The sequence below is a fragment of the Cystobacter fuscus genome (genome assembly GCF_044360685.1).
Taxonomy (GTDB): domain Bacteria; phylum Myxococcota; class Myxococcia; order Myxococcales; family Myxococcaceae; genus Cystobacter; species Cystobacter fuscus_C.
In genome coordinates, this window is record NZ_CP043491.1 from 6,008,370 (window position 1) to 6,034,942 (window position 26,573).

Annotated in this window: 20 protein-coding genes; 6 read left to right on the top strand and 14 right to left on the bottom strand. The window is 69.6% G+C overall.

From position 1 onward, the window contains the following. Positions 1-3: 3 nt before the first annotated feature. Positions 4-1,662 (bottom strand): methyl-accepting chemotaxis protein, encoded by a 1,659-nt coding sequence (locus tag F0U63_RS24720; RefSeq protein WP_395832993.1) that lies wholly within the window; start codon positions 1,660-1,662, stop codon positions 4-6. 280 nt (positions 1,663-1,942) lie between these two features. Between F0U63_RS24720 and F0U63_RS24725 the strand changes: the two genes are divergently transcribed. Continuing rightward, entirely contained in the window at positions 1,943-3,259 is a 1,317-nt protein-coding gene (locus F0U63_RS24725; protein ID WP_395832995.1) for a DnaA N-terminal domain-containing protein, read from the top strand. Positions 3,260-3,272: 13 nt separating this feature from the next. Here F0U63_RS24725 and F0U63_RS24730 read toward each other — a convergent pair whose 3' ends face one another. The 6 genes from F0U63_RS24730 to F0U63_RS24755 are packed head-to-tail and all read right to left on the bottom strand — an operon-like array spanning position 3,273 to position 8,543. Beyond that, on the bottom strand, positions 3,273-3,491 hold the full coding sequence (locus tag F0U63_RS24730) for a hypothetical protein (RefSeq protein WP_395832997.1): 219 nt from the start codon (positions 3,489-3,491) through the stop codon (positions 3,273-3,275). A gap of 30 nt (positions 3,492-3,521) precedes the next feature. Next, positions 3,522-5,123 carry a sensor histidine kinase gene (locus F0U63_RS24735; protein ID WP_395848419.1) on the bottom strand — a complete coding sequence of 534 codons (1,602 nt, stop codon included), beginning with the start codon at positions 5,121-5,123 and terminating at the stop codon, positions 3,522-3,524. Between the two features lie 31 nt (positions 5,124-5,154). Next, positions 5,155-5,850, bottom strand: coding sequence for a response regulator transcription factor (locus F0U63_RS24740; protein ID WP_395832999.1), 696 nt, complete (start codon positions 5,848-5,850; stop codon positions 5,155-5,157). Continuing rightward, positions 5,847-6,719, bottom strand: coding sequence for an oxygenase MpaB family protein (locus F0U63_RS24745; RefSeq protein WP_395833001.1), 873 nt, complete (start codon positions 6,717-6,719; stop codon positions 5,847-5,849). Before F0U63_RS24745 ends, F0U63_RS24740 begins: the two co-directional genes overlap by 4 nt. Before the next feature lie 38 nt (positions 6,720-6,757). After that, positions 6,758-7,486 carry a hypothetical protein gene (locus F0U63_RS24750; protein ID WP_395833003.1) on the bottom strand — a complete coding sequence of 243 codons (729 nt, stop codon included), beginning with the start codon at positions 7,484-7,486 and terminating at the stop codon, positions 6,758-6,760. 22 nt (positions 7,487-7,508) lie between these two features. After that, the gene (locus F0U63_RS24755) at positions 7,509-8,543 is read right to left on the bottom strand and encodes a glycosyltransferase family 2 protein (RefSeq protein ID WP_395833005.1); all 1,035 of its coding nucleotides are present in this window, start codon (positions 8,541-8,543) and stop codon (positions 7,509-7,511) included. 105 nt (positions 8,544-8,648) lie between these two features. Between F0U63_RS24755 and F0U63_RS24760 the strand changes: the two genes are divergently transcribed. Further along, a complete protein-coding gene (locus F0U63_RS24760) occupies positions 8,649-9,989 on the top strand; it encodes a hypothetical protein (protein WP_395833007.1) in 1,341 nt (446 codons plus the stop codon). Position 9,990: 1 nt separating this feature from the next. Here F0U63_RS24760 and F0U63_RS24765 read toward each other — a convergent pair whose 3' ends face one another. From F0U63_RS24765 to F0U63_RS24775, 3 genes are all read right to left on the bottom strand, one after another. Next, on the bottom strand, positions 9,991-10,785 hold the full coding sequence (locus tag F0U63_RS24765) for an outer membrane beta-barrel protein (RefSeq protein WP_395833009.1): 795 nt from the start codon (positions 10,783-10,785) through the stop codon (positions 9,991-9,993). A 169-nt stretch (positions 10,786-10,954) separates the two neighbouring features. After that, positions 10,955-13,288, bottom strand: a complete 2,334-nt coding sequence (locus F0U63_RS24770; RefSeq protein WP_395833011.1) for a kelch repeat-containing protein — start codon at positions 13,286-13,288, stop codon at positions 10,955-10,957. Between the two features lie 118 nt (positions 13,289-13,406). After that, positions 13,407-14,342, bottom strand: coding sequence for a LysR family transcriptional regulator (locus F0U63_RS24775; RefSeq protein WP_395833013.1), 936 nt, complete (start codon positions 14,340-14,342; stop codon positions 13,407-13,409). Between the two features lie 98 nt (positions 14,343-14,440). Between F0U63_RS24775 and F0U63_RS24780 the strand changes: the two genes are divergently transcribed. After that, the gene (locus F0U63_RS24780; protein ID WP_395833015.1) at positions 14,441-15,274 is read left to right on the top strand and encodes an SDR family oxidoreductase; all 834 of its coding nucleotides are present in this window, start codon (positions 14,441-14,443) and stop codon (positions 15,272-15,274) included. A gap of 113 nt (positions 15,275-15,387) precedes the next feature. Further along, the gene (locus F0U63_RS24785; RefSeq protein ID WP_395833017.1) at positions 15,388-17,004 is read left to right on the top strand and encodes an AMP-binding protein; all 1,617 of its coding nucleotides are present in this window, start codon (positions 15,388-15,390) and stop codon (positions 17,002-17,004) included. A 1-nt stretch (position 17,005) separates the two neighbouring features. Here the strand turns inward: F0U63_RS24785 and F0U63_RS24790 are convergent, their stop codons facing one another. From F0U63_RS24790 to F0U63_RS24805, 4 genes are all read right to left on the bottom strand, one after another. Next, on the bottom strand, positions 17,006-17,500 hold the full coding sequence (locus F0U63_RS24790; RefSeq protein ID WP_395833019.1) for a hypothetical protein: 495 nt from the start codon (positions 17,498-17,500) through the stop codon (positions 17,006-17,008). A gap of 78 nt (positions 17,501-17,578) precedes the next feature. Beyond that, positions 17,579-18,502 carry an alpha/beta fold hydrolase gene (locus F0U63_RS24795; protein WP_395833021.1) on the bottom strand — a complete coding sequence of 308 codons (924 nt, stop codon included), beginning with the start codon at positions 18,500-18,502 and terminating at the stop codon, positions 17,579-17,581. A 136-nt stretch (positions 18,503-18,638) separates the two neighbouring features. Then, positions 18,639-19,427, bottom strand: coding sequence for an SDR family NAD(P)-dependent oxidoreductase (locus tag F0U63_RS24800; protein WP_395833023.1), 789 nt, complete (start codon positions 19,425-19,427; stop codon positions 18,639-18,641). 22 nt (positions 19,428-19,449) lie between these two features. Then, complete coding sequence (locus tag F0U63_RS24805; protein ID WP_395833025.1) at positions 19,450-19,875, bottom strand: tautomerase family protein; 426 nt, start codon at positions 19,873-19,875, stop codon at positions 19,450-19,452. A gap of 301 nt (positions 19,876-20,176) precedes the next feature. Between F0U63_RS24805 and F0U63_RS24810 the strand changes: the two genes are divergently transcribed. After that, entirely contained in the window at positions 20,177-21,292 is a 1,116-nt protein-coding gene (locus F0U63_RS24810) for a LuxR C-terminal-related transcriptional regulator (RefSeq protein ID WP_395833027.1), read from the top strand. 272 nt (positions 21,293-21,564) lie between these two features. After that, positions 21,565-26,553: a kelch repeat-containing protein gene (locus F0U63_RS24815; RefSeq protein ID WP_395833029.1), complete on the top strand. Its 4,989-nt coding sequence runs from the start codon at positions 21,565-21,567 to the stop codon at positions 26,551-26,553. The last annotated feature ends 20 nt before the right edge of the window (positions 26,554-26,573 follow it).

Here is a 26,573-nt window from a genome sequence, read left to right on the forward strand (position 1 = left end):
CGCTCACGCGGCGCGCTCGTACTCGCCCAGCAGACCCTTGAGCTTCTGGCCCATGGCGTTGAGGGCCTGCATGGCGTGCTCGGTCTGCCGGGTGCTGGTGAGCATCTGCTGGGTGGCCTGACTCACGTCGCGCATGGCCTGGCGGATCTGCCCGATGCCGGTGGCCTGCTGGATGGCGGAAGCGGAGATCTGCGCCGCGGTGAGCGACGCCTGGCCGAGCAGCTCCCCCAGCGTCTGGATGGTGCTGCCCGCCTGCGACACCACGCGCACGGCCGCGCCCACGCTCTTGGTGCCCTCCTCCGTGGTCATCACCGCGCCCTGGGTGGCCTTCTGGATCTGCCCCAGGATCTGCCGCACCTGGGTGGTGGACTTCTTGGACTGGTCCGCGAGCGCCTTCACCTCGGCGGCCACCACGGCGAAGCCCCGGCCGTGCTCGCCCGCGCGGCTGGCCTCGATGGAGGCGTTGAGGGCGAGCATGTGCGTCTGCTCGGAGATGTCGTTGACGGTGGTGATGATGTCGCCGATGGCCTGGGCCTGCTCGGCCAGGGCGAGGATGCGCGAGGCGATGGACTCCACCTGCGCGCGCACGGTGGACATGGCCTCCACCGCTTCCTCCACCGTGCGTCGGCCGTTGCGGCCCACCTCCTCGGCATGGCGCGCCGACTCGCTCACCCCGCGCGCGCGTCCCGCCGCCTCCTCGGACGTCTGGGCGATCTCCTCGATGGTGCTCACCGTCTCGGCCACCGCGCTGCCCTGCTCCTGGGTGCTGGCCACCTGCTGGGTGGTGCTCACCAATATCTCCGACGTGGTGCCCGCGAGCTGGTTGACGAACTCGGCCACCGTCCGCAGGGTGTGCTCGCGCTGCCGGGACTGCTCGGCGAGCTGGGCCTCGGCGGCCTTGCGGCGCTCGGCCATGTCATTGAAGGCGCGCGCCAGCTCCCCGGTCTCGTCGCGGTTGTGCACCTCGATGCGGTGCTCGAGATTGCCGCGGCCCAGTTGCACGGTGCCCTTCACCAGCTTGTCCAGCGGGCCGGTGATGCTCCGGGTGATGATGAAACTGCCCAGGGCCACGATGAGCAGGCCCACGAGCGTGCCCGAGGCCAGCACCCAGATGCTGCGCCAGGCGCTCTCCCGGGCCTGGCTCTCGAACTCCGCCCAGCGCAGATCCTCGTACTTCAACATCTCACCGAGTCCCCGGCGCACCTCGTCCATCAACTGCCGGCCCCGGCCCGAGCTCGCACGAACGGCCTGGGCCACGGCATCCATGCCTCCGGACTGTTCGCGCAACTGGCGCGTGCGCTCCAGGGTGGCGAGCCGCTCGCGGATGATGGGCTCGAGCCGCTCCAGGCGCGCCAGTTGCTCGGGAGAGCCGGCCAGGTCGCGGCGCAAGAGCAGGAGATCCTCGTCCAGCTGCTGAAGGGCCCGACGGTAGGGCTCCAGATAGCTCGGATCGCCGGTGATGACGAAGCCGCGCTGGCTCGTCTCGGCGTCCACGATGAGCGAGAGGACCATGGACATGCGGCGGCCCTGATCGCGGCTGTCCACCAGGCCCTCGGTGGTCTCCTGTAGCTGCCGGGCGCCCTGGAACGCCACCAGCGCCACGATCAGCAGCACCAGCAGCGACAAGCCAAAGCCCAGGGCGATCTTCTTTCCAATGCTCATGAGACCTCTTCCTAACAGGAGACAACCTGTAGCGGGCTGTCGCGCCCGCTACCGCCCACTACCGCTCCCGAGGCCAGGCGACACTTGGAGCGCGCGGATCCGCTGATCCTGGAGGGCTGGGAACCCCGGGGGGTAGACGGCCGGGCGGGGACGCCTCAGATCGCGAACGTGGATCACCCGGCGATCAGCGTCCTCCCCGAGCGAGCCCCCCGAGGGGATCAGCTCTGTGCTCCCGGAGACAGAGCGGCGGACGCGCGGCGGTTCCACGGGAGGCGATGACATGGCCGGATTGGACTGGGTACAGGTCGACGTGGGCTTTCCCATGAGCCTCGAGGCGGTGTGTGCGGCACGCACCCTGGGGATGGATCGGCGGGCCTTCCTGGGCTCCATCGTGGAACTGCAGATCTGGGCGGTGCAGGCGCTGCCCTCCGGGCGCTTCGAGCCCTTCGCCACGTCCGGCGGACGGTCCGGCGGACAGGAGTTGGACGCGTCCGCGGACGAGGCGGTGTGGTGCGAGGCCCTGGAAGGCGCGGTCCGGTGGACCGGCACCCCCGGCGCCTTCTGGGACGCGTTGCTGCGCGCCCGGATCCTCGTCCGGGAGGGGGACTCGGTCCGCCTCACGCTGTGCGATCGCTACGTGCAAGTCCTCGAAAAGAGGCAGAAGGAAGCCGAGCGCAAGAGGAAGGAGCGCGCCGCCAAGGCCTCCGGCGTGTCCGCGGGACGTCCGGCGGACGCGTCCGGGACGTCCTCGCCCAGAAAGAAGAAGGAAAGAGAGAGTGAGAAGAAGACTTCTTCTGCTGCTGCCGCGGCGGAGGTCAGGGAAACGGGGACGTCCGCGAGCAGGCTCCTGCCCGTGCCCCCACCCGCCGTGGAGGACGTGCCCGAGGAGACGACGCCCATCCAGCGCTGCCTGCCGGGCATGCACATGGTGCCGGCCTCTCCGCCCCCGGAGGTGCGGCTCCAGGCGGCCGCCACCGCCCTGACGGCCCGGAGCACGTCCACGGACGCCGAGCCCTGCCCGGCGGCGGAAGAGGCCCAGGCCGAGGCCTTCTTCGAGGCCTGCCAGCGTGAGCGCGGCCAGACGCTGCCCGGCATCCCCGCCGAGGAGCGTCCCCGGACGTGGAGCGCCTGGTACCGCTTCGCCCTGGACAAGGTGGGGGGGGATGAGCGCCGGCTCCAGGCGGCGTGGCGCGGCTACCTGCACTCGGAGTGGGGACGCACGCGCGAGCCGCGCTGCACGGCCCAGGCGTTCTGCTCACCCCGGGTGTGGGCGCGCTACCTGGAGCCGGTCTCCGAGCCGTCCCCCGTTCCGTCCGTGGACGAGTCCACCGAGGCGGGCCGCCGGTGGAACGAGTGCCTCGGGTGGCTGCGGGACAACGGCAAGCGCTACGCGCTCTCGTGGCTGGCCCAGGCGCGCGCGGTGGACGTGGAGGACGGGCACCTGGTGCTCGCGGCCCCCGACGCCTACTTCCGTCAATGGGTGGAGGAGAACTACGGCCCCCTGGTGGAGGGGCTCGTGAAGGAGGCGGGGCTCGTGGGGGTGCGCTGGCGGCTCGCCGACGCCCCGGACGCCGCACGGCAGGCGACGGGGGCATAGCCGGGAGCCGGCGTCAGCCGCCGATGTTCTTCATCACCGTCGTCGCCTGTTCGTGATCGCTCTTGAACATGCGGGTGAGGAACTCGCACATCTCCATCTCCATCGCCATCTTCATCTGGGCCTCCAGGAACGGACGCATCTCCGCTGGAGCCTGGGCGAGCATGTCCCGCTCGGCACGGGACTCGAGACGGAAGCCCGCCTGCACCTCGACTGGAATACCCGGCATGCTCATGCGTGAACCCTCTCCGCCCAGGGCATTGTCTTATCGTACCAGAGCGCCGGAAGTTGCTCCGGAATTCCAGGAAGTGCCCTCCACCACGGCGAAGGCGGCCCCCCTGCCCTCCGCGGGCAGCAGTTCCAGCCGGGCCCCGAAGGCGCGCAACATGGACTGGGCGATGGTCAGCCCGAGCCCCGTGCCCCCCCGCTCCCGGGCCGTCGTGAAGAAGGCATCGAAGACGCGTGCCCGGTTGGCCTCGGAGATGCCCCGACCGTCGTCGCGCACCACCACCCTTCCTCCCTCGGGCCCCCCTTCCGCCTCCAGCCGCACGCGCACCCCCTCGCCTCCGTGCTGGGCCGCGTTGGTGATGAGCTGCCAGAGGAGATCCTCCAGCACCTCGGCGGGCAGTCCCAGGACGAGCCCCGGAGGCAGGGGGCCCACCTCCACCACCGCGAGCCCCTCGGCGCTGGCCCGGGCGGCGAGCGCCTCGAGCACGGGGGCGACTTGCGTGCGCGAGGGCCGGGCCACGAGGGAGTCCGCGCGCGCGAGCTCCAGCAGCCGTTGCACCAGCCGGGTGAGGCGCCGGGCGTCGGCGTCGATGTTGGAGAGGAAGCGCTCGCGCTGGGCGGCGGACATGCCCTCGGCGCTGTCGCGCAGGAGCTCCACCGCGCCCTGGATGGCGGCCAGCGGCGTCTTGAACTCGTGCGACACGTTGGCCGCGAAGGAGCGGATGTACTGGTTGCGATCCCTGAGCGCGGTGGCCATGCCCGCGAGCGACTCGGACAGCTCGGCGAGCTCGCGCACCACCGGGTGGGAGATGGGCGCGAAGCCCTCGGGAGCGCCGGTGGCGATGTCGCGCGTCTGCCGCACCAGGGCCCGCACGGGACGGACCACCAGTGCCGCGCCGGCCAGGGACATGAGCGTCACCACCCCCAGGAGCACCAGCCCGATGGCGGTGAGGTTCCAGCGGTCCGCGTAGACGGCCTTGACGAGCGTCATCGGCGTGCGCGAGAGCACCACCGCGCCCCAGACCCGCTCCCCCTCCCGCACGGGCAGCACCACCAACACCCGCACGACGTTGTCCCGGCTGGCGGACGCCAGGGGCGCATCGCCGGCGAAGGACAGGCGCATCCGCAGCACCGCGCGGTACTCCCCCCGCAGGGCCTCCTGGACCTCCTGCCGGCCGATGAGGGTGGCGCCCAGATCCGACTCCGAGGAGGAGCTGGCGACGACCACCCCCTGGAGGTCCACCACGCGGATGCCCGCCAGGGTGGAGCGGTTCACCTCCTGGAGCAGCGCGGAGAGGGGCTCGGCGGCCTCGAGGGCGCGGGGCTCGGCGGGGAGGATGGACCGGGGGGGTGGTGCCTCCACGGGGGGCAGCACCTCGTCCGAGGCCCGGAGGGACGGAAAGATGGGCCGCAGCGAGGAGCCCGCGATGGGCACGGACGGACCGGGCGAGAGGGCCCTCAGCCCGTAGCCGGGCTCCACGCGCTCGCGCAGCCGGGAGCGGTACAGCTCCGCGACGACGACGCCCTGGGTGATGAGCTCGGACTCCGTCTGGCGGATGAGCTGATCATCGTAGATGCGCACGAACAGAAGGCCGAGCAGCGCGAGCACGAAGGCGCCAAGGCCCACCGCCGCGAACACCAGCCACAAGCGCGGGCGGGAGCGCCCGCCGTCAGGGGATCGCGAGCCGATAGCCAAGGCCGTGCACCGTCTGGATGACCTCGCCCCCGGCGTCGGCGAACTTGCGCCGGATGTGCCGCACGTGGCTGTCGATGGTCCGATCGCTCACCACCACGTCCTCGTAGACGCGGGTCATCAGCTCGTCGCGGGTGAACGCCTTGCCGGGGGCGCGCAGGAGCGCGGCGAGCAGGTGGAACTCGGTGACGGTGAGCACCACCTCGTGCTCGTTCCACCAGGCGCGCCACAGGTCCACGTCCAGGCGCAGGGGGCCGCGCTGTAGTACTGGAGAGGGAGCCGCGGGCGGCGGGCTCGCGAGGGCACGGGAGCGCCGCAGCACGGCCTTCACCCGCGCCACCAGCTCCCGGGGGCTGAAGGGCTTGGTGAGGTAGTCGTCGCCGCCCAGCTCCAGGCCGAGGATGCGGTCCACCTCGTCATCGCGCGAGGAGAGGAACACGATGGGGCAGTCGTGGGAGCGGCGCACCTCGCGGCACATCTCCAGGCCGTCCATCTCCGGCATCATGATGTCCAGGACGATGAGCGTGGGCACCGAGCGGCGCACGAACTCCAGACCCTCGCGGCCGTCGCGGGCCTGCTCGACGTGGAAGCCCGCCTGCGTGAGGGCGAACCCCACCACCTCGCGCAGGTGCGGATCATCGTCGACCACCAGGATGGAGGCGCGCTCCGTCATGGCTTCTCCTCGCTCGGAGGTGGAACCCCCTCGGGCCCGAGCTGCTCGATCTGGTAGCCGTGGGGATAGGTGGGATGGGGAACCTGGGTGGTGAGGTGGGGCCGCTTGCGCTCGGGCATGAGGCGCAGCAGCCGTGCGCGGGTCTTCATGGCCCCCATCACCGTCTGTCGCAGCCAGGAGGGGGGTTCGGGGAAACCGAAGGCCCGCAGGAGCGGGGGATCCATCAGCGCATGCACCGCGGGTGCGCCATATCCGAGCAGCGGCTTGGGCAGGAACCAGCCGAGGAACAGGTCGCGGGTGGCCTCGCCCACGCGGCGGCTCTCGTCGGTGTAGCGGAAGTGCTCGCGCTCGTACTGGAGGTTGAAGCGCTGCAGCTCCTCGAGGGTGGCGGGGATGCCGCGGATGTTCATCCGCCGTCCCACCTGCTTGAAGAAGTGGAAGCCGGCGAGCCGCTCGTGGTCCGTGTAGGGCCGCCAGCCGAAGCGCTCCATCCACCGGATGGGCTCCAGGACGAAGGTGGAGAGGACGTAGAGGTAGTCGTCGTTGGAGATGTCGAAGCGGTGGTGGAGCTGGTTCATGCGCCGGATGGCGCGGCGGCCCCGCTCGCTGTCGTAGCCGGACTCGAGGAACTCGGCGATGAGCAGATCCGTGTCGTCGTAGCGCTTCTGGGTGCGGCGGGTGAACTCGCCCGTGGAGTCGAGCAACTTGCCGATGCTCGGCACGGCGTAGGTGCGGAACAGGGCGAACTCCAGCGCCTTGCGGCTGTCCCAGACGAAGTCGTGGGACCAGCTCAGGAAGAGGATCCGGTGATCATCCTTCTCCGGGTCGAGCCGTTGGATCTGATCGAGGATGGTGCGTTTGAAGAGCATGGGGACGGGCCTGGGCCCGAGCCTACCATTCGAGCGCGTCAGAACTCCTCCCGGGCCTGGGCCAGGGTGAACTCCGCGTGGGTGGGAAGGACCGGCCCCTTCCTCTCCACCAGCCAGGCGGGGGAGCCCTCCGGCAGGTAGAAGTCCTCCTCGAAGGGCGACAGCCCCAGGTGACGCAGGTAGTCCTTGAGCATGTCGAACGTGAACCGGTCCTTCACCCGGCGAGCCTGGTACTGCTCCACCTTCTCGAAGGGAAAGGGCTCACCGGACTGGTCGAAGACCCACTCGCCCCCGTCATTGGACGCACTCACGACCCGCACGTAGTTGAGCCACTCCGTTCGCTGCGGGCCGTACACCTCGAGCATCACGGCACCAAAGCGGCCCTTGTCCTTCCGAATGGTGTTGGGCACGGCGACCACACGCAGGCCCCGGCAGCCCAGCGTCCGGGCCATGTAACGCATGGCGCTCGATGCATCAGTTCCCCCCCACCCGTTCTCGATGTACGCCGTCCAGGGACTGCGTGTCGGGATGAAGAGTTGCCGTTGCACCTCTGGTGTGGTGATGGGCAGCAGCGTGGAGAGGGCCTGCTCCAGGGAGCCTGACACCGGACGCACCTCCACGTTGATGCCGCGCGGCGCTAGCAGCCCTGCATGCCACGTCGCGAAGGCGCGCGCGGCGTGCTCCACACCGGTCTCCAGAAAGCCCAGCTCCGACGTGAGAGGCGCCCAGCGATCCTCCAGCAGCAGTCCCTTCATGTTCTCGGTCATCAGGTAAGCCTCGTCCGTTCGCTCATGCCGCGCAGGTGAAGTGCACGCCCTCGATCCAGCCGAGCGCGCCGAGGGTGGCGCGGATCTCGTCGCGGATGCCGCGCACGCCCACCGCCGCGATGAGGTGCGTGTCCTCCGGTGGCGCTCCCAGGGACTCGGGCCGGTCCACCGGAATCCCGTGGATGCGCGTGCCCACCTTGCGCGGGTGCACGTCGATGAAGCGCGCCACCCGGGCGCCCTCGGCGAGCAGGAATCGCGTGAGCATGAGCCCTCCCGGGCCCGTGCCCCACACCGTCAGCGGACGCCCCGCCACCTCGCGGCTGCGCGCCAGATAGCGCGCCTTCACCCAGATGAAGCGCTTGTGCGCGTACCTCGGATCCGTGCGCGTCAGCCGCTCCGCGCTGTCCCGCCAGCGAAACAGCACCTCGGGCAGGTTGTACATCCCGTGGCCCCGGTCGATGAGCCTCAGCCACAGCTCGTAGTCCTCCGGGAAGTCCCCGTGCGCCCACCCTCCCGCGGCCACCACCGCCTCCCGCCGCAGGCACACCGAGGGATGGCAGATGGGACTCTCCACGAAGCGCTCGCGGCGCAGCCGCTCGGGCGAGTCGAGCCCGTTGAGCCACGCCGCGTAGTCCCTCATCGAGGGGCTCACCGGCTGATCCTCGCGAAAGAGCTCCACGCCGGTGCCCACGCCGCCCAGGCTCGGGTCCGCCTCCAGCGCCGCGACACTCGCCTCCAGACGCCGGGGAAGCGACTCGTCATCCGCGTCCATGCGCGCCACGTAGGGCGAGGCGGCCCGCGCGAGCGCGAGGTTGAGCGCCGCCACCAGTCCGCACCCTCCCCCGTCCAGCACCTCCACCCGGGCGTCACGCGCCGCCAATCCCTCGAGCACGCCGCGCGTCCCGTCCGCCGAGCCGTCGTCCACCGCCAGCACCCGGAGGTCGCGCAGCGTGCCATCCAGGAGGCTCGTCACCGCGCGGGCCACGGTGCGCTCGGCGTTTCGGGCGGGCAGCAGGACGGTGACGACCGGAGGCGGCATCGCACGCAGATAGACCATGTTCGCGCATCGTGAAAAAGGGCTGAATAAATCAGCCCTCCCCTCGTCCAGGCGCGGCGGTCAATTCCCACGCCTGTCGACTACACCCCAGGGAGAACACCCTCGATGAAGAAAGCATCTTTGGTTTGGAGTTGCTGTGCCGCGCTGGTGCTGTCCGCGTGCCCCGGCCCGGACGATGACAAACCCGGTAATCCCAATCCCACCCATCCCGTTCCCACCACCATCACCGTCAAGGGAAAGGTGCTCGGCGAATCGCTCCAGGCCGTCTCGAAGGCCTCGATCCTCATCCCGGGCAATGGCAGACAGCCGGTGGCCGTGGACGGCTCCGGCGCCTTCAGCATCTCGGGCGTCACGCCGCCCTACGATGTCATCGTGGCCGACAAGGAGCGCCGGGTCGCGACCGTCTTCAAGGGGCTGACGCTCGAAACCCTCACGGTTCCCCTCGTCCTCGACTTGGATGCCGAGCAACCCGACCCCGAACACCGGGCCACCGTGGAAGGGACCGTCACCGGTGAACAGCCGTCTTCATCCATCACCACGACCAGCCTGCTGTTCGCTTCGACGGGCGGCGACGCGTCTGGTTCCGTGGAGCCCTCGGGGACCTACTCGCTGAACGTGGACTGGAACGGTGCCACCTCTGTCTCGGGCACGATCTACGCCCTTCAATCGGAGAGCAGCAATCCCCTCTCTCTTCCCACGCGCTATCTGGCCTTCGGACAGCGCGACAACGTGACCGTTTCCAAGGACGCCACGCTCCCCGCGCAGGACATCGCCCTGAGCCCCGTGACGAACTCCAGGCTCGCGGGCAACTACATCGTGCCGGAGGGATACGCCCTCTCGGTGAGCACCTTGAGCCTCGCCATCAAGCCGGGCTCCGAGTTTGGCTTGGGCCTCGCGTTCGCTCCCTCGGGCGCGTTCGACTACGCGGTGCCCCAGATTCCCCAGACCACCTTCTCGATTCTCGCGGCCGCCAGCCCACGCGACGCACAGGGAGCGGATAACGAGGCCCAAACGATCCTCTTCAAGCGGGGATTGACCGCCGGTACCACCAACGTCTCGGTGGAGTTCCAGGTGCCCGCGCGTCCAGCCCAGCCCGCGGACGCGGCGAAGGACGTGACGCGGACCACCGGGTTCTCCTGGTCGCCGTTCGCGGGCGGCGTGCATGCGCTCACGCTCCAGGAGGACAAGAGCGAAAACCAGACGCCCTACACGGTGACGATCTACACGAGCGGGACCCAGGCCACGCTGCCGGACCTGAGCGCGTTCGGCATGGACCTGCCCGCCAATACCGAGTTCACCTGGCAGATCCAGGGCGTTGGCCCCGCGGCCTCCCTGGACGCCATGATCGGACTGGTGGAGCAGGGCAACCCTCTCGAGCAGGGCACGGGGGACCTGGCCGTCAGCACTTCCGAGACCCGCACCTTCACCACGGCCGCGACGCCCTGAGTCAGGGGGTGTAGAGCGTCACGCCGAGTCCCGGGCGGACCGTCGCCAGGGCGATGGTATCGGCCTCCGGGACCGCGGCGAGGTTGATCAGGAGGCTCGCATTCACCGAGAGCCGGGGGAGGACCCAGTACTCCAGTCCTCCTCCCGCCGAGACGGCCACGCTGATGAGTCCGGTGCTGCCGGCCGTCACGCTGGTGAACCCCAGGCCGGTCGTGAAGTAGGGCCGCAGCGCGGGGTCCGGGCTGTTGCCATAGAGGTTCACCCCCACGCCCAATCCCAGACCGGACACCGTCGCCTGCTCCGCCGCGCCGATGGAGAAGCCCGCCTCCAGATTGAGCCCCACCCAGTCCTCGACGAAATAGCGCACGCCCACCATCGAGACGGAGCTCGTGGTCGTCCCGGTCACCGAGCCGAACAGCGAGCCGTGGAGGCCCAATGCGCCCTTGTTCGGACCGTTCCCCTGGACGGGCACGGAGGAAGATACGGGGGCGGTTGGCGCCGCGGGAGCCTCCGGCGCGGCAGGGGCCTCCGGTGCGGCGGGCTCCGCGGGCGGAGGCTCGGGGGGAGCGGGAGGCGGAGGCGCCTCGACGACGGGAGGCGCTGGCGCCTCGGGGGGCGTGGGAGGAGCGGGCTGCTCGGGAGGCGCCTCCGGAGCAGGCGCCTCCGGTGACGCGGGAGCCGGGGCACCCTGCCGCTCGCGTTTGAGTTCGGCGAGGCGCTCCGAGGCGCTCTTGGCCCGGGGGGCTGTCGCACAACCCGTGACGAGCAGGACGAGGGAAAACAGCAGTGGACGCAAGGAAATCATCCTCCGAGAGAAGAGCGGGCGCCCATACCATTCGGCGGCCGTGTCCGGCGAGGGGATCAGCGCGTCGCGTGCGCGTACACCTGGCGGGAAACTTCCACGATGAGCGAGCGCGCCACCGCCTCATCGGGGATGCCGCGGGTGTCCTGGGCGGGGACACGCTTCAGGGTGTGAACAGCTCCGCCGCCGCGAGTTGAATATCGCCATCGATGATATGTCCCCCCGCGATGAGGACCTTGCCGTCGGGCAGCAACACCGCCGCGAGGTTCTGGCGAGCGATGGGCATGGGGGCGGCGAGGCGCCAGGTCCCCATGACCGGGTCGTACACCTCCGCCGTCACCTGGGACGCTTCGATGCCGCCGAATCCCCCCACGACGAGCACCCTGCCGTCGGGCAGCGGCGTCGCCGTGTGGGTGAAGTGCCCTTCGGCCATGGAGCCGGTAGCGCTCCAGGTGCCCGTGGCCGGGTCATACACCTCCGCGGTTGGGAGGTTTCGGCCCCCCACGACGAGCACCTTGCCGTCGGGCAGCGGCGTCGCCGTGTGGCCTTCGCGGGATGAGGCCATGGAGCCGGTGGCGCTCCAGGTACCCGTGGCCGGGTCATACACCTCCGCCGTCGCGAGAATGCTTGTACTGCTCCATCCCCCGGAGACGAGCACCTTGCCGTCGGGCAGCGGCGTCGCCGTGTGGTTGTAGCGAGGTGCGGCCATGGAGCCGGTAGCGCTCCAGGTACCGGTGGCCGGGTCATACACCTCCGCGGTCGGGAGGTTGCTGCCCCCCACGACGAGCACCTTGCCGTCGGGCAGCAGCGTCGCCGTGTGGTGGGTGCGCTCGTCCGCCATGGAACCGGTAGGGCTCCAGACTCCCGTGGCCGGGTCATACACCTCCGCCGTCTCAGCCCCGCCGACCGTTCCTTCCACCGCGTCGAGACCGGTTCCCCCCACGACGAGCACCTTGCCATCGGGCAACAGTGTCGACGTGTGGTAGGCGCGCTCACCCGCCATGGAACCGGTCAGGCGCCAGGTGCCCGTGGCCGGGTCGTACACCTCCGCCGTCTTGAAGGAGTACGCATCCAGCTCGTATTCCTCGAGCACTCCCCCGCTGACGAGGACCTTGCCATCGGGCAGCACCGTCGCCCTGTGGGCGCGGCGGGGTTGGACCATGGAGCCCGTCCGGGCCCAACTGCCCACGGGGGGAGGACAGACCGGCAGCCCCGTCACCGCGAAGCTCCGAGTCGCGATTCGATAGAAGTCGTTGACGACGGTGACGGTGATGGAAGGGGGCGCGCCATCGCTGACACAGGAGGAGGGGGCTGTCCAGGTGACGCGGCTGCGCGAGGTGTCGTGGCTCGGCGGGTCCAGCACGCCTGTCGAGGCCTCCCAGTAGAAGGAGAGCGCGGAGCCCTGCGGATCGCTGGCAACCACTTCATAGGTGAGCACCTGGCCCGGGGTGGCGGAGTCCGAGGAGCGGTAGGTCCGGAGGATCTCGGGAGGGAACGACTGGGAAGGCGGCGTGTTGCTGATGCACAGGGCGACGGTGCCGGTGTTCAGCCCGCCGTGTCCGTCCGAGACAGAGACAGTCAGGCGGCAGTTGTTGCAGGCGCCAGCGGGCAGGAGCGAGGGGGTGAATTGAGCGGAGCTGGAGGAGGCGTGGGTCCAGGAGCCGGCGCAGGAGGCGCTCCACGCGTAGGAGAGGCTGTCGCCATCCGGATCGGAGGCGGAGACGGAGACAGAGGTCGTCTGCCCGACGGGAAGCCGCGTGGGAGAGGCCGTGAGGGAGGCCACCCGAGGAGAGCTGTTGAAGGCGATGGAAAGCTGAGCCTCCGCCATTCCGCCGTTGCGGGAGACCTGGATGGCCAGGACAACGCGAGAGGACAGGCCACGGGAGTCCGTCACGGTGAGGGTGAGGGTCTGAATGCCAGTGGAGGCGGGAGCCGTCCACGAAGTGGAGGCCTTGGAGGGTGAAGAGAAGGAGCCCGCGGTGGCCGTCCAGTCATAGGACAGGAGGTCGCCCGGGTTGGGATCATGGGCCGAGGCCACCAGGGAAAGCGAGCCGCCAGCGGGCACGGAGATGGCGGAGGCCTCCAGGAAATCAATGAGCGGGGCCTCGTTGTCGAAGGCGGGAGGAGGATTGACTTCCTGGAGGGTGATGACAACGAGGGTCGTCTGGTTTTCAGCGAGGGTGACGCCGGAAGCAGCGCCCTGGAAGAGCAGGAGGCCCGAAGCGTCGAAGGCCTGTGCCAGGAATGAGCGATGGACGCCCGCGGGGATGTTGCCGAGGGTGCCGCCCCAGATGCCCCGGGTGGGTGCCAGCTCCACGGTCACGGAGGGAATGTCCGAGGCGCTGGAAGTGACGGAGACGCGGGCGATCTCGGAGGAGAGGGCTTGGGGCACGGCGACGGCGAACCGCGCCGAGCCGGTTTCGGAGGAAGAGGCCGAGCAGCCCGCCAGCAGCGCCACGGTGAGCGCCAACATCAATGGAATGGATGCCTTTTTCATGAACCCTCCCCCGCGCGACTTGAAGACGCGGCAATGGAACAGGAAGGAGGGGGGGCTGGCCATCGGCCCAGGTGTCCTGTGCGCCGTCTCTTACTGGTCAAACCCGCGGGTCTCGCGCTCAGCGCTGTCTGTCGCCGCGCCTGGCTCCGTGCGGCTCGCGCTCGAACCACGCCTGAAGCAGATCCACGAACACGCGCGTCTTGGGCACGAGTGCTCCGCCGGCGGGAAAGACGGCATGCACCTCGAGCCCGGGCGGTGTCGACTCTCGCAGGATGGCCACGAGCTGCTTCTTGGCGACATACGGCTCCACGACCGAATAAGGAGCGCGGACGATCCCCATCCCCGCCGCCGCGGCCCGGGCCGCGAGCGCCAGATCAGACACGACCAGGCGGGGGCGCAACGTGACGCGCTTGGGCCGTCCCGAGACGACGAAGGTCCAGTCCATCGGCGCATCGCCCTTGGGAACCGCGATCGTGTCGTGCGCCGAGAGTTCTTCTGGCGACGTCGGCTCGGGTCTCCGCGCGAGATAGCGCGGGCTGGCGTAGTAACCCCCGTCGGCGATGCCGAGCCTGCGCGCGATGAGCGATGAGTCCTCGAGCGCGCCCGCCCACACGGCGAGGTCGAAGCCCTCGCGGATGAGATCTCCGCGATGCTCCGAGACGTGGAGCTCGACGCGCACCCGCGCATGCCTGGCGAGGTAGGTCTCCACCACGCTGTCCATCACCAGGGCCGCCATCGACGCCGAGGTCGTGACACGCAAGACGCCGCGCGGCTCGGCCTTCGCGGAGAGGACCACGGCCTCGGCGTCACGCACCGAGGCGAGTGCGCGCGACGCATGCTCGAAATAGGCGCGGCCCTCGTCGGTCAGCCTCAGCGAGCGCGTGGTCCGCACGAGCAGGGGCACGCCCAGGCGCGCCTCGAGTTCCTGAACGCGCTTGCTGAGCGTCGCCTTCCTCCCCCGCGTCGCCCGCGCGGCGGCGCTGAACCCCTGGGCCTCGACCACCGCGACGAAGGCCTGGAGCTCCTCGAGCGCGTGTTCTGATTGGTACGGCATGCGTTCCAGTGTGTCTCTTCCCGGGGGCATTGTCCATGTCTCCCCTGGATGCGAAAGATGGCCGCCTCTACCTCGCAACACCTCACAAGGACATGGCCATGACACAGAGAACCTGGTTCATCACGGGCGTGGGCAGTGGCTTCGGCCGCCACATGACGGAGCAGCTCCTGGCGCGCGGCGACCGCGTCGCGGGCACCGTTCGCCAGCTGGATTCGATGAACGATCTCGCGACCCGCCACGGCGAGCGCCTCTGGCTCGCGCACCTCGATGTCACCGATACGCCGGCCATCAAGCAGGTGGTGAACCGGGCGTTCGCCGAACTCGGGCGGGTGGACGTGGTCGTCAACAACGCCGGCTACGGCCTCTTCGGCGCCGCCGAGGCGCTCACGGATGAGCAGATCATCCACCAGCTCAACACCAACCTGCTCGGCTCGATCCAGGTCATTCGCGCCGCCACTCCGCACCTGCGCGCGCAAGGGGGTGGGCGAATCCTCCAGGTCTCGACGTACGGCGGACAGACGGCCGGGGCCGGGGGATCGCTCTACCACGCGAGCAAGTGGGGCATCGAAGGCTTCGTCGAGTCGATGATGCAGGAGCTCGCGCCGTTCAACATCGGCGTCACGATCGTCGAGCCGGGCGGCGCGCGAACGAAGTTCCGCTTCGGGAGCGCGAAGGTCGGCGCGAAGATGGCCGTCTACGAGGGCACGCCCGCGGGCAGGGTCCACGCGCTCCTCGAGGACACGTCGCGCCTTCCCCAGGGAGACGCCGCCAGGATGGCCCAGCTCATGATCGCCAGTGTCGAGCAGCATCCCGCGCCCAAGCGCCTGGTACTCGGCGGCGACGCGTACGCGGCTCTCGTGAAGGCGCTCAGGGAGCGTCTGGCGGACATCGAGCCCCAGAAGGACTTCGCGGCCTCCACCGACCTTGCGTGACGGTGCCTGAGCCGAGCCTCTTCAGCCGCCAGGCCACACAACAGGCCACGACGATGGCCGGGCGCGGCTATCATGCGGGGGTCATCACACCCAGGATCGACGAGGCAACACGCATGGAGAAGAGCTGGCTCGAGCATTATCCCCCGGGCGTTCCCACCGAGATCGATGGCACGCGCTACACCTCGCTCGCCCACCTCATGGAGGAGTCGTTCCGCACGTTCGCCGATCGCCCGGCGTTCGAGTGCATGGGCCGGTCCATCACCTACCGCGAGCTCGATGCCATGTCGCGCCAGGTGGCGGCGTGGTTGCAGACCCGGGGACTCGGGCGCGGCTCGGCCGTGGCCATCATGATGCCCAACCTGACGCAGTACCCCATCTGTGTCGCGGCCATCCTGCGCGCGGGCTGCACCGTGGTGAACGTCAACCCGCTCTACACCCCGCGCGAGCTGGAGTACCAGCTCAAGGACAGCGGGGCCGTGGCCCTCTTCCTCCTGGAAAGCTTCGCCCCCACCCTCCAGAAGATCCTGGGGAACACCGCCTTGAGGCACGTGGTGACGATCGCCGCGGGCGCGCCGGGCACCGCCCCTGCCCTGCCCCAGGCGACCCCGTTCGAGCGCGTGCTGGCCGAGGGCCAGACGCTGCCGCTCGCCCCCGTCAACGTGTCGCCCGACGACATCGCCTTCCTCCAATACACGGGGGGCACCACCGGCGTGGTCAAGGGCGCCATGCTGCTGCACCGCAACCTGGTCGCCAGCATGTTGCAGACCGAGGCCTGGCTCCAACCCGTCCTGCGCAAGCGCCAGGGCCAGCCCCTCACCTTCGTCTGCGTGCTGCCGCTCTACCACATCTACGCGCTCAACAATTGCGCGCTGCTGGGCATGCACGTGGGCGCGATGAACATCCTCATCCCCAACCCGCGAGACATCACCGGCTTCATCCAGACCCTGTCCCAGCGGCCCATCCATGCCCTGCCGGGCGTCAACACCTTCTTCAACGCGCTCGTCCACCACCCCGACCTCGGCAAGCTCGACCTCTCCCAACTGCTGATCACCACCTGCGGTGGCGCGGCGGCGCAGCGGGCCGTCGCGCAGAAGTGGTTCTCCCTGACCGGCGTGCCGCTCCTGGAGAGCTACGGCCTGACGGAGGCCTCCCCCGGGGTGACCTGCAACCCGCTCACCGACACGGAATACTCCGGCGGCATCGGCCTGCCCCTGCCCTCCACCGAGGTGGCCCTGCGCGATGACGAGGGAAAGGACGTGCCGCTCGGAGAGCCCGGGGAGCTCTGCATCCGCGGCCCCCAGGTGATGGCCGGCTACTGGAACCGCCCGGACGAGACGGCCCGGGTCATGACGCCCGATGGCTTCCTCAAATCCGGCGACATCGCCGTCCGGGACGAGCGCGGCTTCCTGCGCATCGTGGACCGCAAGAAGGACATGATCCTCGTGTCGGGCTTCAACGTCTACCCCAACGAGGTCGAGGGCGTGGTCGCCGCGCACCCCGGAGTCCTGGAGGTGGCGGCCGTGGGCGTGCCCGACGCGCACTCGGGCGAGGCGGTGAAGCTCTTCGTGGTGAAGAAGGATCCGGCCCTCACCGAGACCCAGGTGCTCGACTTCTGCCGCGAGCAGCTCACCGGCTACAAGCGGCCCAAGTCCATCGAGTTCCTCGCGGAGCTGCCCAAGAGCAACGTGGGGAAGATCCTCCGCCGGGAGCTGCGGCCCGCGACGAGCTGACTCAGCTCGCGGCTTCCAACTGCTGCAGTCGCGCGGCGAACTGCGAGAAGAACGCCGCGTGGACGCGGTCCAACCCCAGCAACTGGGCCTCGGAACCGAAATACTCGCCCTGCCAGAGCAGCGTGGCCTTCCCCTCGGACGCCTCGACGGAGACCGTGGCGCTCGCCGCCAGGGGATGGCCCTGGAGCGAGGCGTACCGCAGCTGCCTCGGGGGGGAGAACTCCATCAGGCGGTAGTGCAGCACGGCGCCCGTGGGCTCCATGCGCTCGGCGAGGACCGTGCCCTCCCGCAGGGGGCCGTTCAAGGCGCGTATCCAGGAGATGTTGTTCGCCCACAGCACCCCCTCGCGCGAGTCCGACAGGGTGCGCGTGAACTCCGTCCAGAGCACCTCGGGGGAGAGCTTCGTGGGGAACGTCTTGGTGAAGCGCCGCACGCTGGAGCCAGGCGCGGTCGGCTGCAGCGGAAGCGAGGTCGGGTCGAGGGGGGTATCCGTCATGGCGGACACCACCATAGCCGAGAGCGGCGCTATTCGAGCCGCCCACGCGACGTGCCGCGGGGCTGGTGATTCAGGTGCTCACGAGGCCGCGGCCTTGGGCGCGTGTACACCCAGGAAGTGCCCGACCCGCGCGCGGACCTCGTCGCGGTGGGTGAAGATGCAGGAGTGCTCGCCGCCGTCGAGCGTGAGCAGCTCGGCGCCGGGAACGCGTGCCGCGAGTTGCCGCGCCTGGGCGTACGGCGCCGCGCTGTCCTTCGTGCCGTGCACGATGAGCATCGGGGCTTCTATCCGCTCGAGGGGAAACGACAGCTCGCTGCTCGTGAGGGCGATGTCGTTCTCCGTCCCGGCCACCCGCAGGGGCATCTGGTCATACGTGATCCGCTGCAGCTCGCGGAGCAGGGGGCCCGCTTCGGGGTCGTTTACCGTGCGAGCGCGTAGGATGGGGTCGGTGATGGACCGGCGCGAGGCCCGCTCCGGATCCTGTCGGGCCTTCCTCTTTCGCATCGCGGCGACGAACGGGCCGAAGCGGACGGCCAGCTTCAAGACGTGCCAGGCCATCGGCAGCCGCCCCGCGAAGCGGGAGTGGAACGACGAGATGATGACGAGCCCCCAGCAGCGCTCCGGGTAGCTGAGCGCGAACTGGAGCGCGGAAGGGCCGCCTCCGGAGATGGCCATCACCGCCGCGCGCTCGATGCCGAGCGCGTCGAGCAGGTCACGGTAGAGTTCCGCCTGCTCCGTCGGCGTCCGCCCGAGCGAGAGGGACGTCCCGAGAAAGCCGGGACGGGAGGGCGCGATGTACTGGAAGCCCGGGACTCCGGCCGTGCGCGCGAGCAGCGACGCCTGGTCATGGCCTCCCATGGCTCCGTGGAGCGCGAGCACCGCCGGGCCCTCGCCCAGGGAGATACACTCGACGGGTCCTCGCCGCGTCCGCACCCCCACCGGTGGAGAATCGCCGTGGAGCATCGCCGCCCCCCGCGGCTCGAACTCATGTGAAGCGCGCATGCCGTCTTCCTCCTGAAGTCTCAGCACCTCTCGTAGCGCACCAGGGGCCACGCTCGTAACACACGGGCGGTGGGGTCCTCCGTGCCCGTGAACGGTTGCCAGGGCGCATGGGGGTCCTGGCGTTCCGTTTTGAAAGTTACCCGTGGTAGCGCGGCGCGACCTTGCCCGACAGTGTCGCCTTCATGAACTCGACGCGCGCCGCCTCCAACGCGTTCCAGGTCCGCACGTCGGGCATGGACGGCACGGTCACGCCCTCCCCCGCGTCGAGCCCGGCGAGCGCGGCGTCCACGAGCTGTTCAGCGGTGAGATAGGCCTCGTTCGGAAAGACCGCGTCGCTCATGCCTTGTGACGAGAAGAACTCGGTGCGGATCGGCCCGGGCATGACGAGTTGAATCTGGATCGGCTTGTCCGCGTACTCCAGTTGCAAGGACCGGGTGAAGTTCAGCACATAGGCCTTCGAGGCGCTGTAGGCGGCGCCACTCGCCGATGGCGAATGCGCCATGACCGAGCCGATGTTCACCAGAGCGCCCGCGTTGCGCTTTCGGAAGGCCGACAGCGCCGCGTGCGAGAGGCGCGTGAGGGCGGTGACGTTCAACTTGATGATGCGATCGAGCTGATCGGCGGTCATGTTGGCGCTTCTGCCCAGACCGCCCGCGCCGGCGTTGTTGACGAGGAAGGCAACGTCGTCGGACGCGACGCGCGCCTCGACGGCCGACAGATCCGAGGGACTCTCGAGATCCGCGACGAGCGTCTCCACGTCCACCCGGTGCGCGCGAGACAATTCATCCTTGAGGCTGGCGAGGCGGTCAGGCCGACGCGCAACCAGCAAGAGCGAGTAGCCGCGTGCCGCCAGCCGCGCGGCATAGATGGCACCAATACCCGAAGAAGCACCCGTGACGACCGCCAGGCCTTTTTCCTTGCTCATGATCTCGATTCCTCGGCCCGCCTCAGGCATGGGTCCTGGGTGAGGGCTTGTTCTCCGCGATCCACCGCTTCTCATCTTCCGTTTCCGGGCGTGGCGGCCGGTAACCCTGGACCGTCCAGAGTTCGAAGGGCGTCTCGTCGACGTGGAACTCCCAATCGAAGCCTCGGTCCTTGATGAATGGAGCGACAGCGGCATCGACCCTGGCGAGGAATCTCGCCTTGGCCTCATCTGAATTCAGCGTGCGGGCAATATGATCCGCATGAATCCTGACAAAGTTCTTCGTCGGCTCTCCGCCAATATAAAACGAGTCCGCCGCGATCTCCTGGAAGATCACACCGACATAGAACTTCGGCAGGATCGAATAGATCTCCGTGATTCTCTTGGAGAGGGCGTGCTTGTCCTCGCCGGTGAATGCACCCACCGGGTGATAGATCTTCCACAATGGCATTTCCGTCTCCCTGACATGAAGGCCGACGCGCGGACCTTAGATGGAACCTCGTGCCGGGCCGCGCCGCCGCGGCACCCACTCATATTACGCTCATAATATGAGCATGCGGTCTCGTGTCAAGAGAGACGGATGGCGCCGCTCCAGCACCCTCCCCTCATCTCGAGGCCGAGAATGCATGGGGGGCCCCCTGTCCATACCCCTTGGGAGGTACGGACAGCCCGCGGCGGGGGGATTAGATCCACGAGTGGACATCCGGCTCGGAGCTGGAACAACCTCACGGGTCTGGAAGAAAGGCGGGAGGATGAAACGGGATCAGATCCACATGAAGCCCAAGGAGCGCTTGCTCATCGGCCAGCTGGTGGAAGCGCTGAACCACGCCAAGACCCTCTCGGAGGTCGTGCGTACCACGGAGGACAGCCTGATCCGATTGACGTCCGCGGACTGCATGGCCCTGTGCGCCTCGCGCATCGGACAGCCCTCGCTGGACGACTGGTTGGTGGCGAAGATGCCCGAGGTGTACTTCGCCCGGTATGAGGAATGGAAGAAGGATGACTTCATCCGTGACGCCAACGTGCGCAACCCCAACCGGGTCATGCGGGATGGAGACATCATCGCGCACAAGGATCTGCAGGCCACCAAGATCTACCGGATCGGCCAGGACATGGGCGTACCGCTCGAGCACGTCATGTCGGTCTATCTGACCCAGGCGGGCTGGGACGGCAATGGTGGCTTCAGCGCCTACCGCCTCAAGCCCCGGCCCTTCTCCGACCACGAGCGCGACCTCATCCAGTACATCGCGCCGCACCTCGCCTCGGCCATCCAGCGCTGTCAGGTGTTCGTGGAGCGGGAGCTGACGGGCCGGCTGTTGGAGGCGCAAACGGTGGCCCAGAAGACGGCGAGCCTCGTGCTGACCACCCGCTTCGAGGTGGTGCGGAGCCTGGGTCCCATCGCCAGGCTGATGGAGAAGTGGTTCACGGATCCCCCGGGGCAATTGCCCCTGGCCCTGCTGGAGAAGCTGAACAAGGCGATGAGCCAGGCGAGCTTCCTGCAGACCGGAACGGGAGTCTGGGAGATGGAGGGCAGCCGGAAGACCCTGCGGGTGACCTACTTCCAATTGCCGCCCGTGGGGAACAAGTCGTACTGGCAGCTGCGCTTCCAGGAGGTGACGCATCCCCAGCTCATCGTCTGGCTCAAGGTCCTGACGCCCAAGGAGATCGAGATCGCCAACCTCCTGTACAAAGGTCTGTCCGACAAGGAGATCGCCGATCGGCTCCTCAACAAGAAGGGCGAGAAGAACAGCCCCGGGACCGTGAAGAAGCACCTGGGTCACATCTACGAGAAGCTCAAGCCCTTCGGAGTCGCCAACCGGGCCGACTTCATGGCCCGCGCCCACCTGCCCTGCGAGGACGAGGAGTGATGGAGTGAAGAAATTGAAGTGAGGAAAGAAGCGGTAGCCGTACTGGAATACAACACCAACCCGAACTGCACTCGCGCGAACCAATGGCACATCAATTCGAGCCGCCGTGACCTCGAACTGGTGGGACCGACCGCGAGCGGCTACCTCTACCAACCCTGCATTCCCGACACCCAGGCCACCTGGTGATGTGTCGGGCTGATCCAAGTATCAGATCCCGGCGGCCTCCATCGAGTGTATAAGACCGAACGGTCCCTCGTATTGGAGTTCCCGTGATGCTGTTACCTCGCGATGTCCGCAGCAGGGTGCTGGTGTTCTTGGGGAGCACGCTCCTGCTGTCCTGCGGGAAGGAAGCCCCGGCGCCCGCCAACGACGCCGCCGTGGCTTCCATCACCGCGCCCCTGGCCGTGGCCCCCGGTTGGTCCTCCACCGCGCCCATGGACAGTCCGCGCACGCGGCATGCCGCCGTCCTGCTCGGCTCCGGCAAGCTCCTGATCGTCAATGGCGTCACCGGGTTGGGCCCCATCAACGGCGCGGAGCTCTACGACCCGGCCACCGATACGTGGACCTCCGCGGGGGTGCCCGGCATCCGGGGCAGCAACACGCACGCCGTGCTGCTCCCCAATGGCAAGGTGCTCGCGCTGGCGGGCTCCCTGACGGGCAGCGTCTATGATCCCGCCACGGACACGTGGACGGCCACGGGTGATCTGTCGGAGGAGCGTGTGCGGCCCAGCGTCACCCGCCTGGAGTCGGGGCAGGTGCTGGTCGCCGGTGGAACGAATCCCTCTGGAGTCCAGCTCACCTCCGCCGACCTGTACGATCCCGTCACCAACACGTTCACGCCCACTGGCGGCATGACGCTGGGCCGGGAGGCACATTCCGCCACGCGGCTCCAGGACGGCAGGGTGCTCGCCGTGAGTGGCCTCAACCAGGCGGGTGAGGTCCCCGGCGCGGACCTCTATGATCCCGCGACCGGCACCTGGTCCGCCGCCAGGCCGCCCCTCGTCGCGCGGCACTTCTTCACCAGCACGTTGCTGCCCGATGGCCGCGTGCTGATCGCCGGTGGCCTCGGCGCCAGCGGAGCCCTGTCCGATGCCGAGCTGTACGATCCGGCGAGCAACACGTGGACCGCCACGGGCAGCCTGGCCTCCGCGCGCTCGGGCCATACGGCCACGCTGCTGCCCAATGGCAAGGTCCTGGTGACCGGCGGCTCCATCAGCGGCCAGGCTCCGCAGCAGGTCTCGGAGATCTATGACCCCGCCACCGGCGCGTGGTCCTCCGGGGGCCCCCTGGTGGTCGGGCGGGAGAATCACACCGCGACGCTGCTGCCGTCCGGCAAGGTGCTGGCCACGGGCGGCAACAACGTGGCGGGCCCCCTCTTCTTCGCGAGCACGGAGCTGTATGACCCGGGCGTCAATGGGTGGACCCCGGCTGGCGCGCTGGGAGGCACCCGGGCGGATCCCCTGGTGGCGCTGCTGCCCTCCGGCCGCGTCCTCGTCGCCGGAGGCCGCGACGGCGGCGGTGCGTCGCTCGCCTCGGCGCAGCTCTACGACCGGGCGGGCAACGCCTGGACGTCCGCGCCGGCCCTCTCCATTCCGCGTGAGCGCGCCACGGCGACGCTGCTGCGCTCGGGCTCGGTGCTCGTCGTCGGCGGCCTGAGCGCGGGCAGCTCGGTGGGCTCGACCGAGCGCTACGACGAGGCCGCCAATGCCTGGAGCCCGACCGCGCCGCTCGCCGGCGCCAGGTTCTTCCACACCGCCACGCTCCTCACCGACGGCAGGGTGCTCGTCGTGGGCGGGCAGCGCGACACCACGGTGCTCGGGTCGGCGGAACTCTATGACCCCGCCGCCAACACGTGGACTCCGGCGGGCTCCCTGGCCACGGTCCGGTCCGCGCATGCCGCCGCGCTGCTTCCCGATGGCCGGGTGCTCGTCGCCGGGGGACGCAACGGCGCGGGCGCGGCGCTCGCCTCGGCCGAGGTGTACGACCCGGCCAGCAATACCTGGGTCCCCGCCGCGGGGCTGGCCCAGGGCCGCGAAGGACTCACGCTGACGCTGCTGCCCTCCGGCCAGCTCCTGGCGGCGGGAGGGCTCTCGGGCGCCGTGGGCCGCACGTCCACGGAGCTGTATGACGCTGGCTCCAACACGTGGTCCGCCGGGCCCGCGCTCTCCCAGGCGCATGCGTTCCACACCGCGACGCTCGCGCCCTCGGGCAAGGTCCTGGTCGCGGGCGGCCTGAGCGCGCCGGGCACGCCCTCCACCTCGGCGGATGTCTATGACCCCGCCCTTCATGATTGGACCACCGTCAGTGCTCCGTCCACGGGCGGAGGGCTCGTCGCGGCCGCCCTGCCCTCGGGCGAGGTGCTCCTCGCGGGTGGCTCGGCCGCGACGGGAGCCGAGCTGTACGAGGACACCGGCGCCCAACCCGCGTGGCGCCCGGTGGTGAATCAGCCGGACGTCCTCTTCTCCGCCTGTCCGAGCGTCCTCCAGGGCCTGCGCTTCCGGGGCATCTCGGGCGCGAGCGGCGGCAGCGGCGGTGACTCCCCGACGGACTTCCCCCTGGTGCGCCTGCGAGGCGCCGAGGGGGGGCGGATGTGGACGCTTCCTGCGACGGACATGTCCGCCACGAGCGCGACGGTGACCGTCCCGGCCGATGTTCCGCAAGGGGCGTATGCCCTGTCCGTCTTCGCCAATGCCATTCCGGGTGGGCGCATGGTGACGGTGCTCCCCAATACCGTGCCCACGGCGCAGTCCCAGACGGTCTCCACGACCACCGGCACGCCCGTGGCCATCACCCTCGTCGGGAGCGATCCGGATGTGGGGCAGACGTTGAGCTGGACCCTCGTCACTCCCCCATCCCATGGGACGCTGAGCGGCACGCCGCCGTCCCTCACCTACACGCCCGAACCGGGCTACGAGGGCCCCGACAGCTTCACCTTCAAGGTCCGGGACTGCGGCCAGGACAGCAACGTCGCCACCGTGGACATCGGCGTCCTGAATCCGCCTCCCGTCATCACCTGCCCCGCGGACACCGTGAGCGAAGCCGTGGGCCCCGACGGAGCCCCGGGCAACTGGCCGTCCGCCACGGCCACCGACACGGATCCCACCCCTCCCACCGTGACCTATTCGCCGCCCCGCGAGAGCACCTTCCCTCTCGGGAGCACGACCGTCACGGCCACGGCGACGGACACCTCGGGCAACACGGCGTCGTGCGCGTTCCAGTACACCGTCCAGGACACGACGCCCCCGTCCGTGACGTGCCCGGCGGACATCCAGGTGCGCTCGGATGATGCCTCGGGCACGTCCGTGACGTTCGAGCTTCCCGCGTCCACGGACGCCGTCTCCTCTTCGACGGTGACCGCCTCGCCGGCCTCGGGCAGCGTCTTCAGACATGGCGCCACGCGCGTCACCGTCACCGCCACGGACGAGGCCGGCAACTCCGCGCAGTGCTCCTTCCAGGTCTCGGTCCAGGCGGTGGTGGTGTCCATTGCCGGCGGGGGCTGCCAGAGCACGGGCAGTGGGACGGTCTCGTCGCTGGCGCTCCTGCTGGGGCTGGCCTGGTGGAGCGGGTCGCGCCGTCGCCGCTCCTCGCGGACCCAGGCTCAGGGCCCGGCGCTGGCCGCGCTCCTGGCCGCCTTCCTCGCCCCCTCCGTCCATGCCCAGACCCAGAGCGCCGGGCCCATCCTCCCGATGGACCTGGAGCGCCTGCGCTTCAATCCCGCGGCGACGGACTCGCTGCTGGTGGACACCGGCCACGTGCTCCCCGAGGGGAGCTATCGGCTGCTCCTCATGGCCGGCTACGAGCGCGGCATCCTGCTGCTCAGGGGCAGTGATGGCGTGGAGCGCTCCATCATCGACTACCGCGTCGCGGGCTGGCTCGCGGGGGCCTGGTCTCCCGTCGAGCGCCTGGAGCTGTCCGCGCGGCTGCCCATCATCATCGCCCAGGGAGGCTCGGGCGCGGAGTCGCTGGTCGGCGTGACGGCGCCGACCTCCTTCGGACTGGGAACGCCGGAGCTGGGCGCGCGCTATGCGCTGCTTCGCCGTGAGGACGGGGCGCCGGTGTTCCTCGGCCTGGGACTGGACATCGGACTGCCCGGCGGAACGGCGAGCGCGTTCGGCCGTCAGAATGGCTGGGCGGGGTTCCAGTTCGCGCCCCGGGTGGCCGTGGGACGCGAGGTGGGTCCAGTGTCGCTGGGTGCCAGCGCGGGCGTGAGGATCCGCTCCACGGAGGTCGAGCCCGGCCGCAACTTCGGAAGCGAGCTCGAGCAGGGGCTCGTGGTGGCCACGCGCGGCGAAGGCCTGCGCGCCGAGATCGCGCTGGAGGCGGCCGAGTCGCTCGTGGCGCCGGATGTGGCGCTGGAGTTGCTCGGTGGCTTGAGGCTGCCGTTGGGCCAGGGCTTCGAGGCATTCGCGATGGCGGGGCATGGCTTCACGGACATTCCGGGCACGCCCTCGTTGCGCGTGGCCGCGGGAATCGCCTGGGCCCCCCACGCGACTTCTGCCCGTGAAGACGTCTGCAAGGAGGGCCGCTCCCACACGCCCGAGCAGTGCCCGGAGCAGGACGACGACGGGGACTCGGTGGCCAACGCGCAGGACCGCTGCCCGCTCGAGGCCGGCTCGGTGGACAACGGCGGCTGCCCGGATGGTGACTCGGACGGGGACGGCGTCGTGGATCGCCAGGACCGGTGCGCCTCCGAGCCGGGACTCCCGCGCTACCAGGGCTGCCCCGCCCCCGACGCGGACGGGGATGGCATCGCGGACGACGAGGACGCCTGCCCGCAGGAGGCCGGCGTCAAGGCGAATCGCGGCTGCCCGGTCCAGGAGGAGAAGCCCACCGAGGCGCCCCCCGCCGAGCCCCCGCGCGAGGAGCCGCCGCCGCGCGAGCCGCCGCCGTCCGAGCAGACCGCACCGCCGACGGACCATCATGTCCTCTTCCCGGTGGGAGAGTCGACCCTTCGGGAGGAAGAGAAGCGGCAGCTGGATGACATCGCGGACTACCTGAAGGCGCACCCGGAGCTGTCGGTTCGCATCGAGGGGCACACGGACAGCACGGGTCCCGAGGAGCTCAATCTCACGCTGAGCCAGCAGCGCGCGGACATGGTGCGCGAGTACCTCATCGAGCGCGGCATCGCGGGCTCCCGCATGACCGCCAAGGGGTACGGGTCCAGCCGCCCCGTGGCGGACAACAGCACTCCCGAGGGACAGCGCGCCAACCGCCGCGTCGAGTTCGTCACGGAGTCCGCGGGCAAGGCGCCCAAGCGCTGAGCCCGCGGGCTTGTCCCCGC

Coding starts and splice junctions, on each gene's coding strand:
- F0U63_RS24720 (WP_395832993.1), bottom strand. CDS start 1,662: ATGAGCATTGGAAAGAAGATCGCCCTGGGCTTTGGCTTGTCGCTGCTG.
- F0U63_RS24725 (WP_395832995.1), top strand. CDS start 1,943: ATGGCCGGATTGGACTGGGTACAGGTCGACGTGGGCTTTCCCATGAGC.
- F0U63_RS24730 (WP_395832997.1), bottom strand. CDS start 3,491: ATGAGCATGCCGGGTATTCCAGTCGAGGTGCAGGCGGGCTTCCGTCTC.
- F0U63_RS24740 (WP_395832999.1), bottom strand. CDS start 5,850: ATGACGGAGCGCGCCTCCATCCTGGTGGTCGACGATGATCCGCACCTG.
- F0U63_RS24745 (WP_395833001.1), bottom strand. CDS start 6,719: ATGCTCTTCAAACGCACCATCCTCGATCAGATCCAACGGCTCGACCCG.
- F0U63_RS24750 (WP_395833003.1), bottom strand. CDS start 7,486: ATGACCGAGAACATGAAGGGACTGCTGCTGGAGGATCGCTGGGCGCCT.
- F0U63_RS24755 (WP_395833005.1), bottom strand. CDS start 8,543: ATGGTCTATCTGCGTGCGATGCCGCCTCCGGTCGTCACCGTCCTGCTG.
- F0U63_RS24760 (WP_395833007.1), top strand. CDS start 8,649: ATGAAGAAAGCATCTTTGGTTTGGAGTTGCTGTGCCGCGCTGGTGCTG.
- F0U63_RS24770 (WP_395833011.1), bottom strand. CDS start 13,288: ATGAAAAAGGCATCCATTCCATTGATGTTGGCGCTCACCGTGGCGCTG.
- F0U63_RS24775 (WP_395833013.1), bottom strand. CDS start 14,342: ATGCCGTACCAATCAGAACACGCGCTCGAGGAGCTCCAGGCCTTCGTC.
- F0U63_RS24780 (WP_395833015.1), top strand. CDS start 14,441: ATGACACAGAGAACCTGGTTCATCACGGGCGTGGGCAGTGGCTTCGGC.
- F0U63_RS24785 (WP_395833017.1), top strand. CDS start 15,388: ATGGAGAAGAGCTGGCTCGAGCATTATCCCCCGGGCGTTCCCACCGAG.
- F0U63_RS24790 (WP_395833019.1), bottom strand. CDS start 17,500: ATGACGGATACCCCCCTCGACCCGACCTCGCTTCCGCTGCAGCCGACC.
- F0U63_RS24795 (WP_395833021.1), bottom strand. CDS start 18,502: ATGCGCGCTTCACATGAGTTCGAGCCGCGGGGGGCGGCGATGCTCCAC.
- F0U63_RS24800 (WP_395833023.1), bottom strand. CDS start 19,427: ATGAGCAAGGAAAAAGGCCTGGCGGTCGTCACGGGTGCTTCTTCGGGT.
- F0U63_RS24805 (WP_395833025.1), bottom strand. CDS start 19,875: ATGCCATTGTGGAAGATCTATCACCCGGTGGGTGCATTCACCGGCGAG.
- F0U63_RS24810 (WP_395833027.1), top strand. CDS start 20,177: ATGAAACGGGATCAGATCCACATGAAGCCCAAGGAGCGCTTGCTCATC.
- F0U63_RS24815 (WP_395833029.1), top strand. CDS start 21,565: ATGCTGTTACCTCGCGATGTCCGCAGCAGGGTGCTGGTGTTCTTGGGG.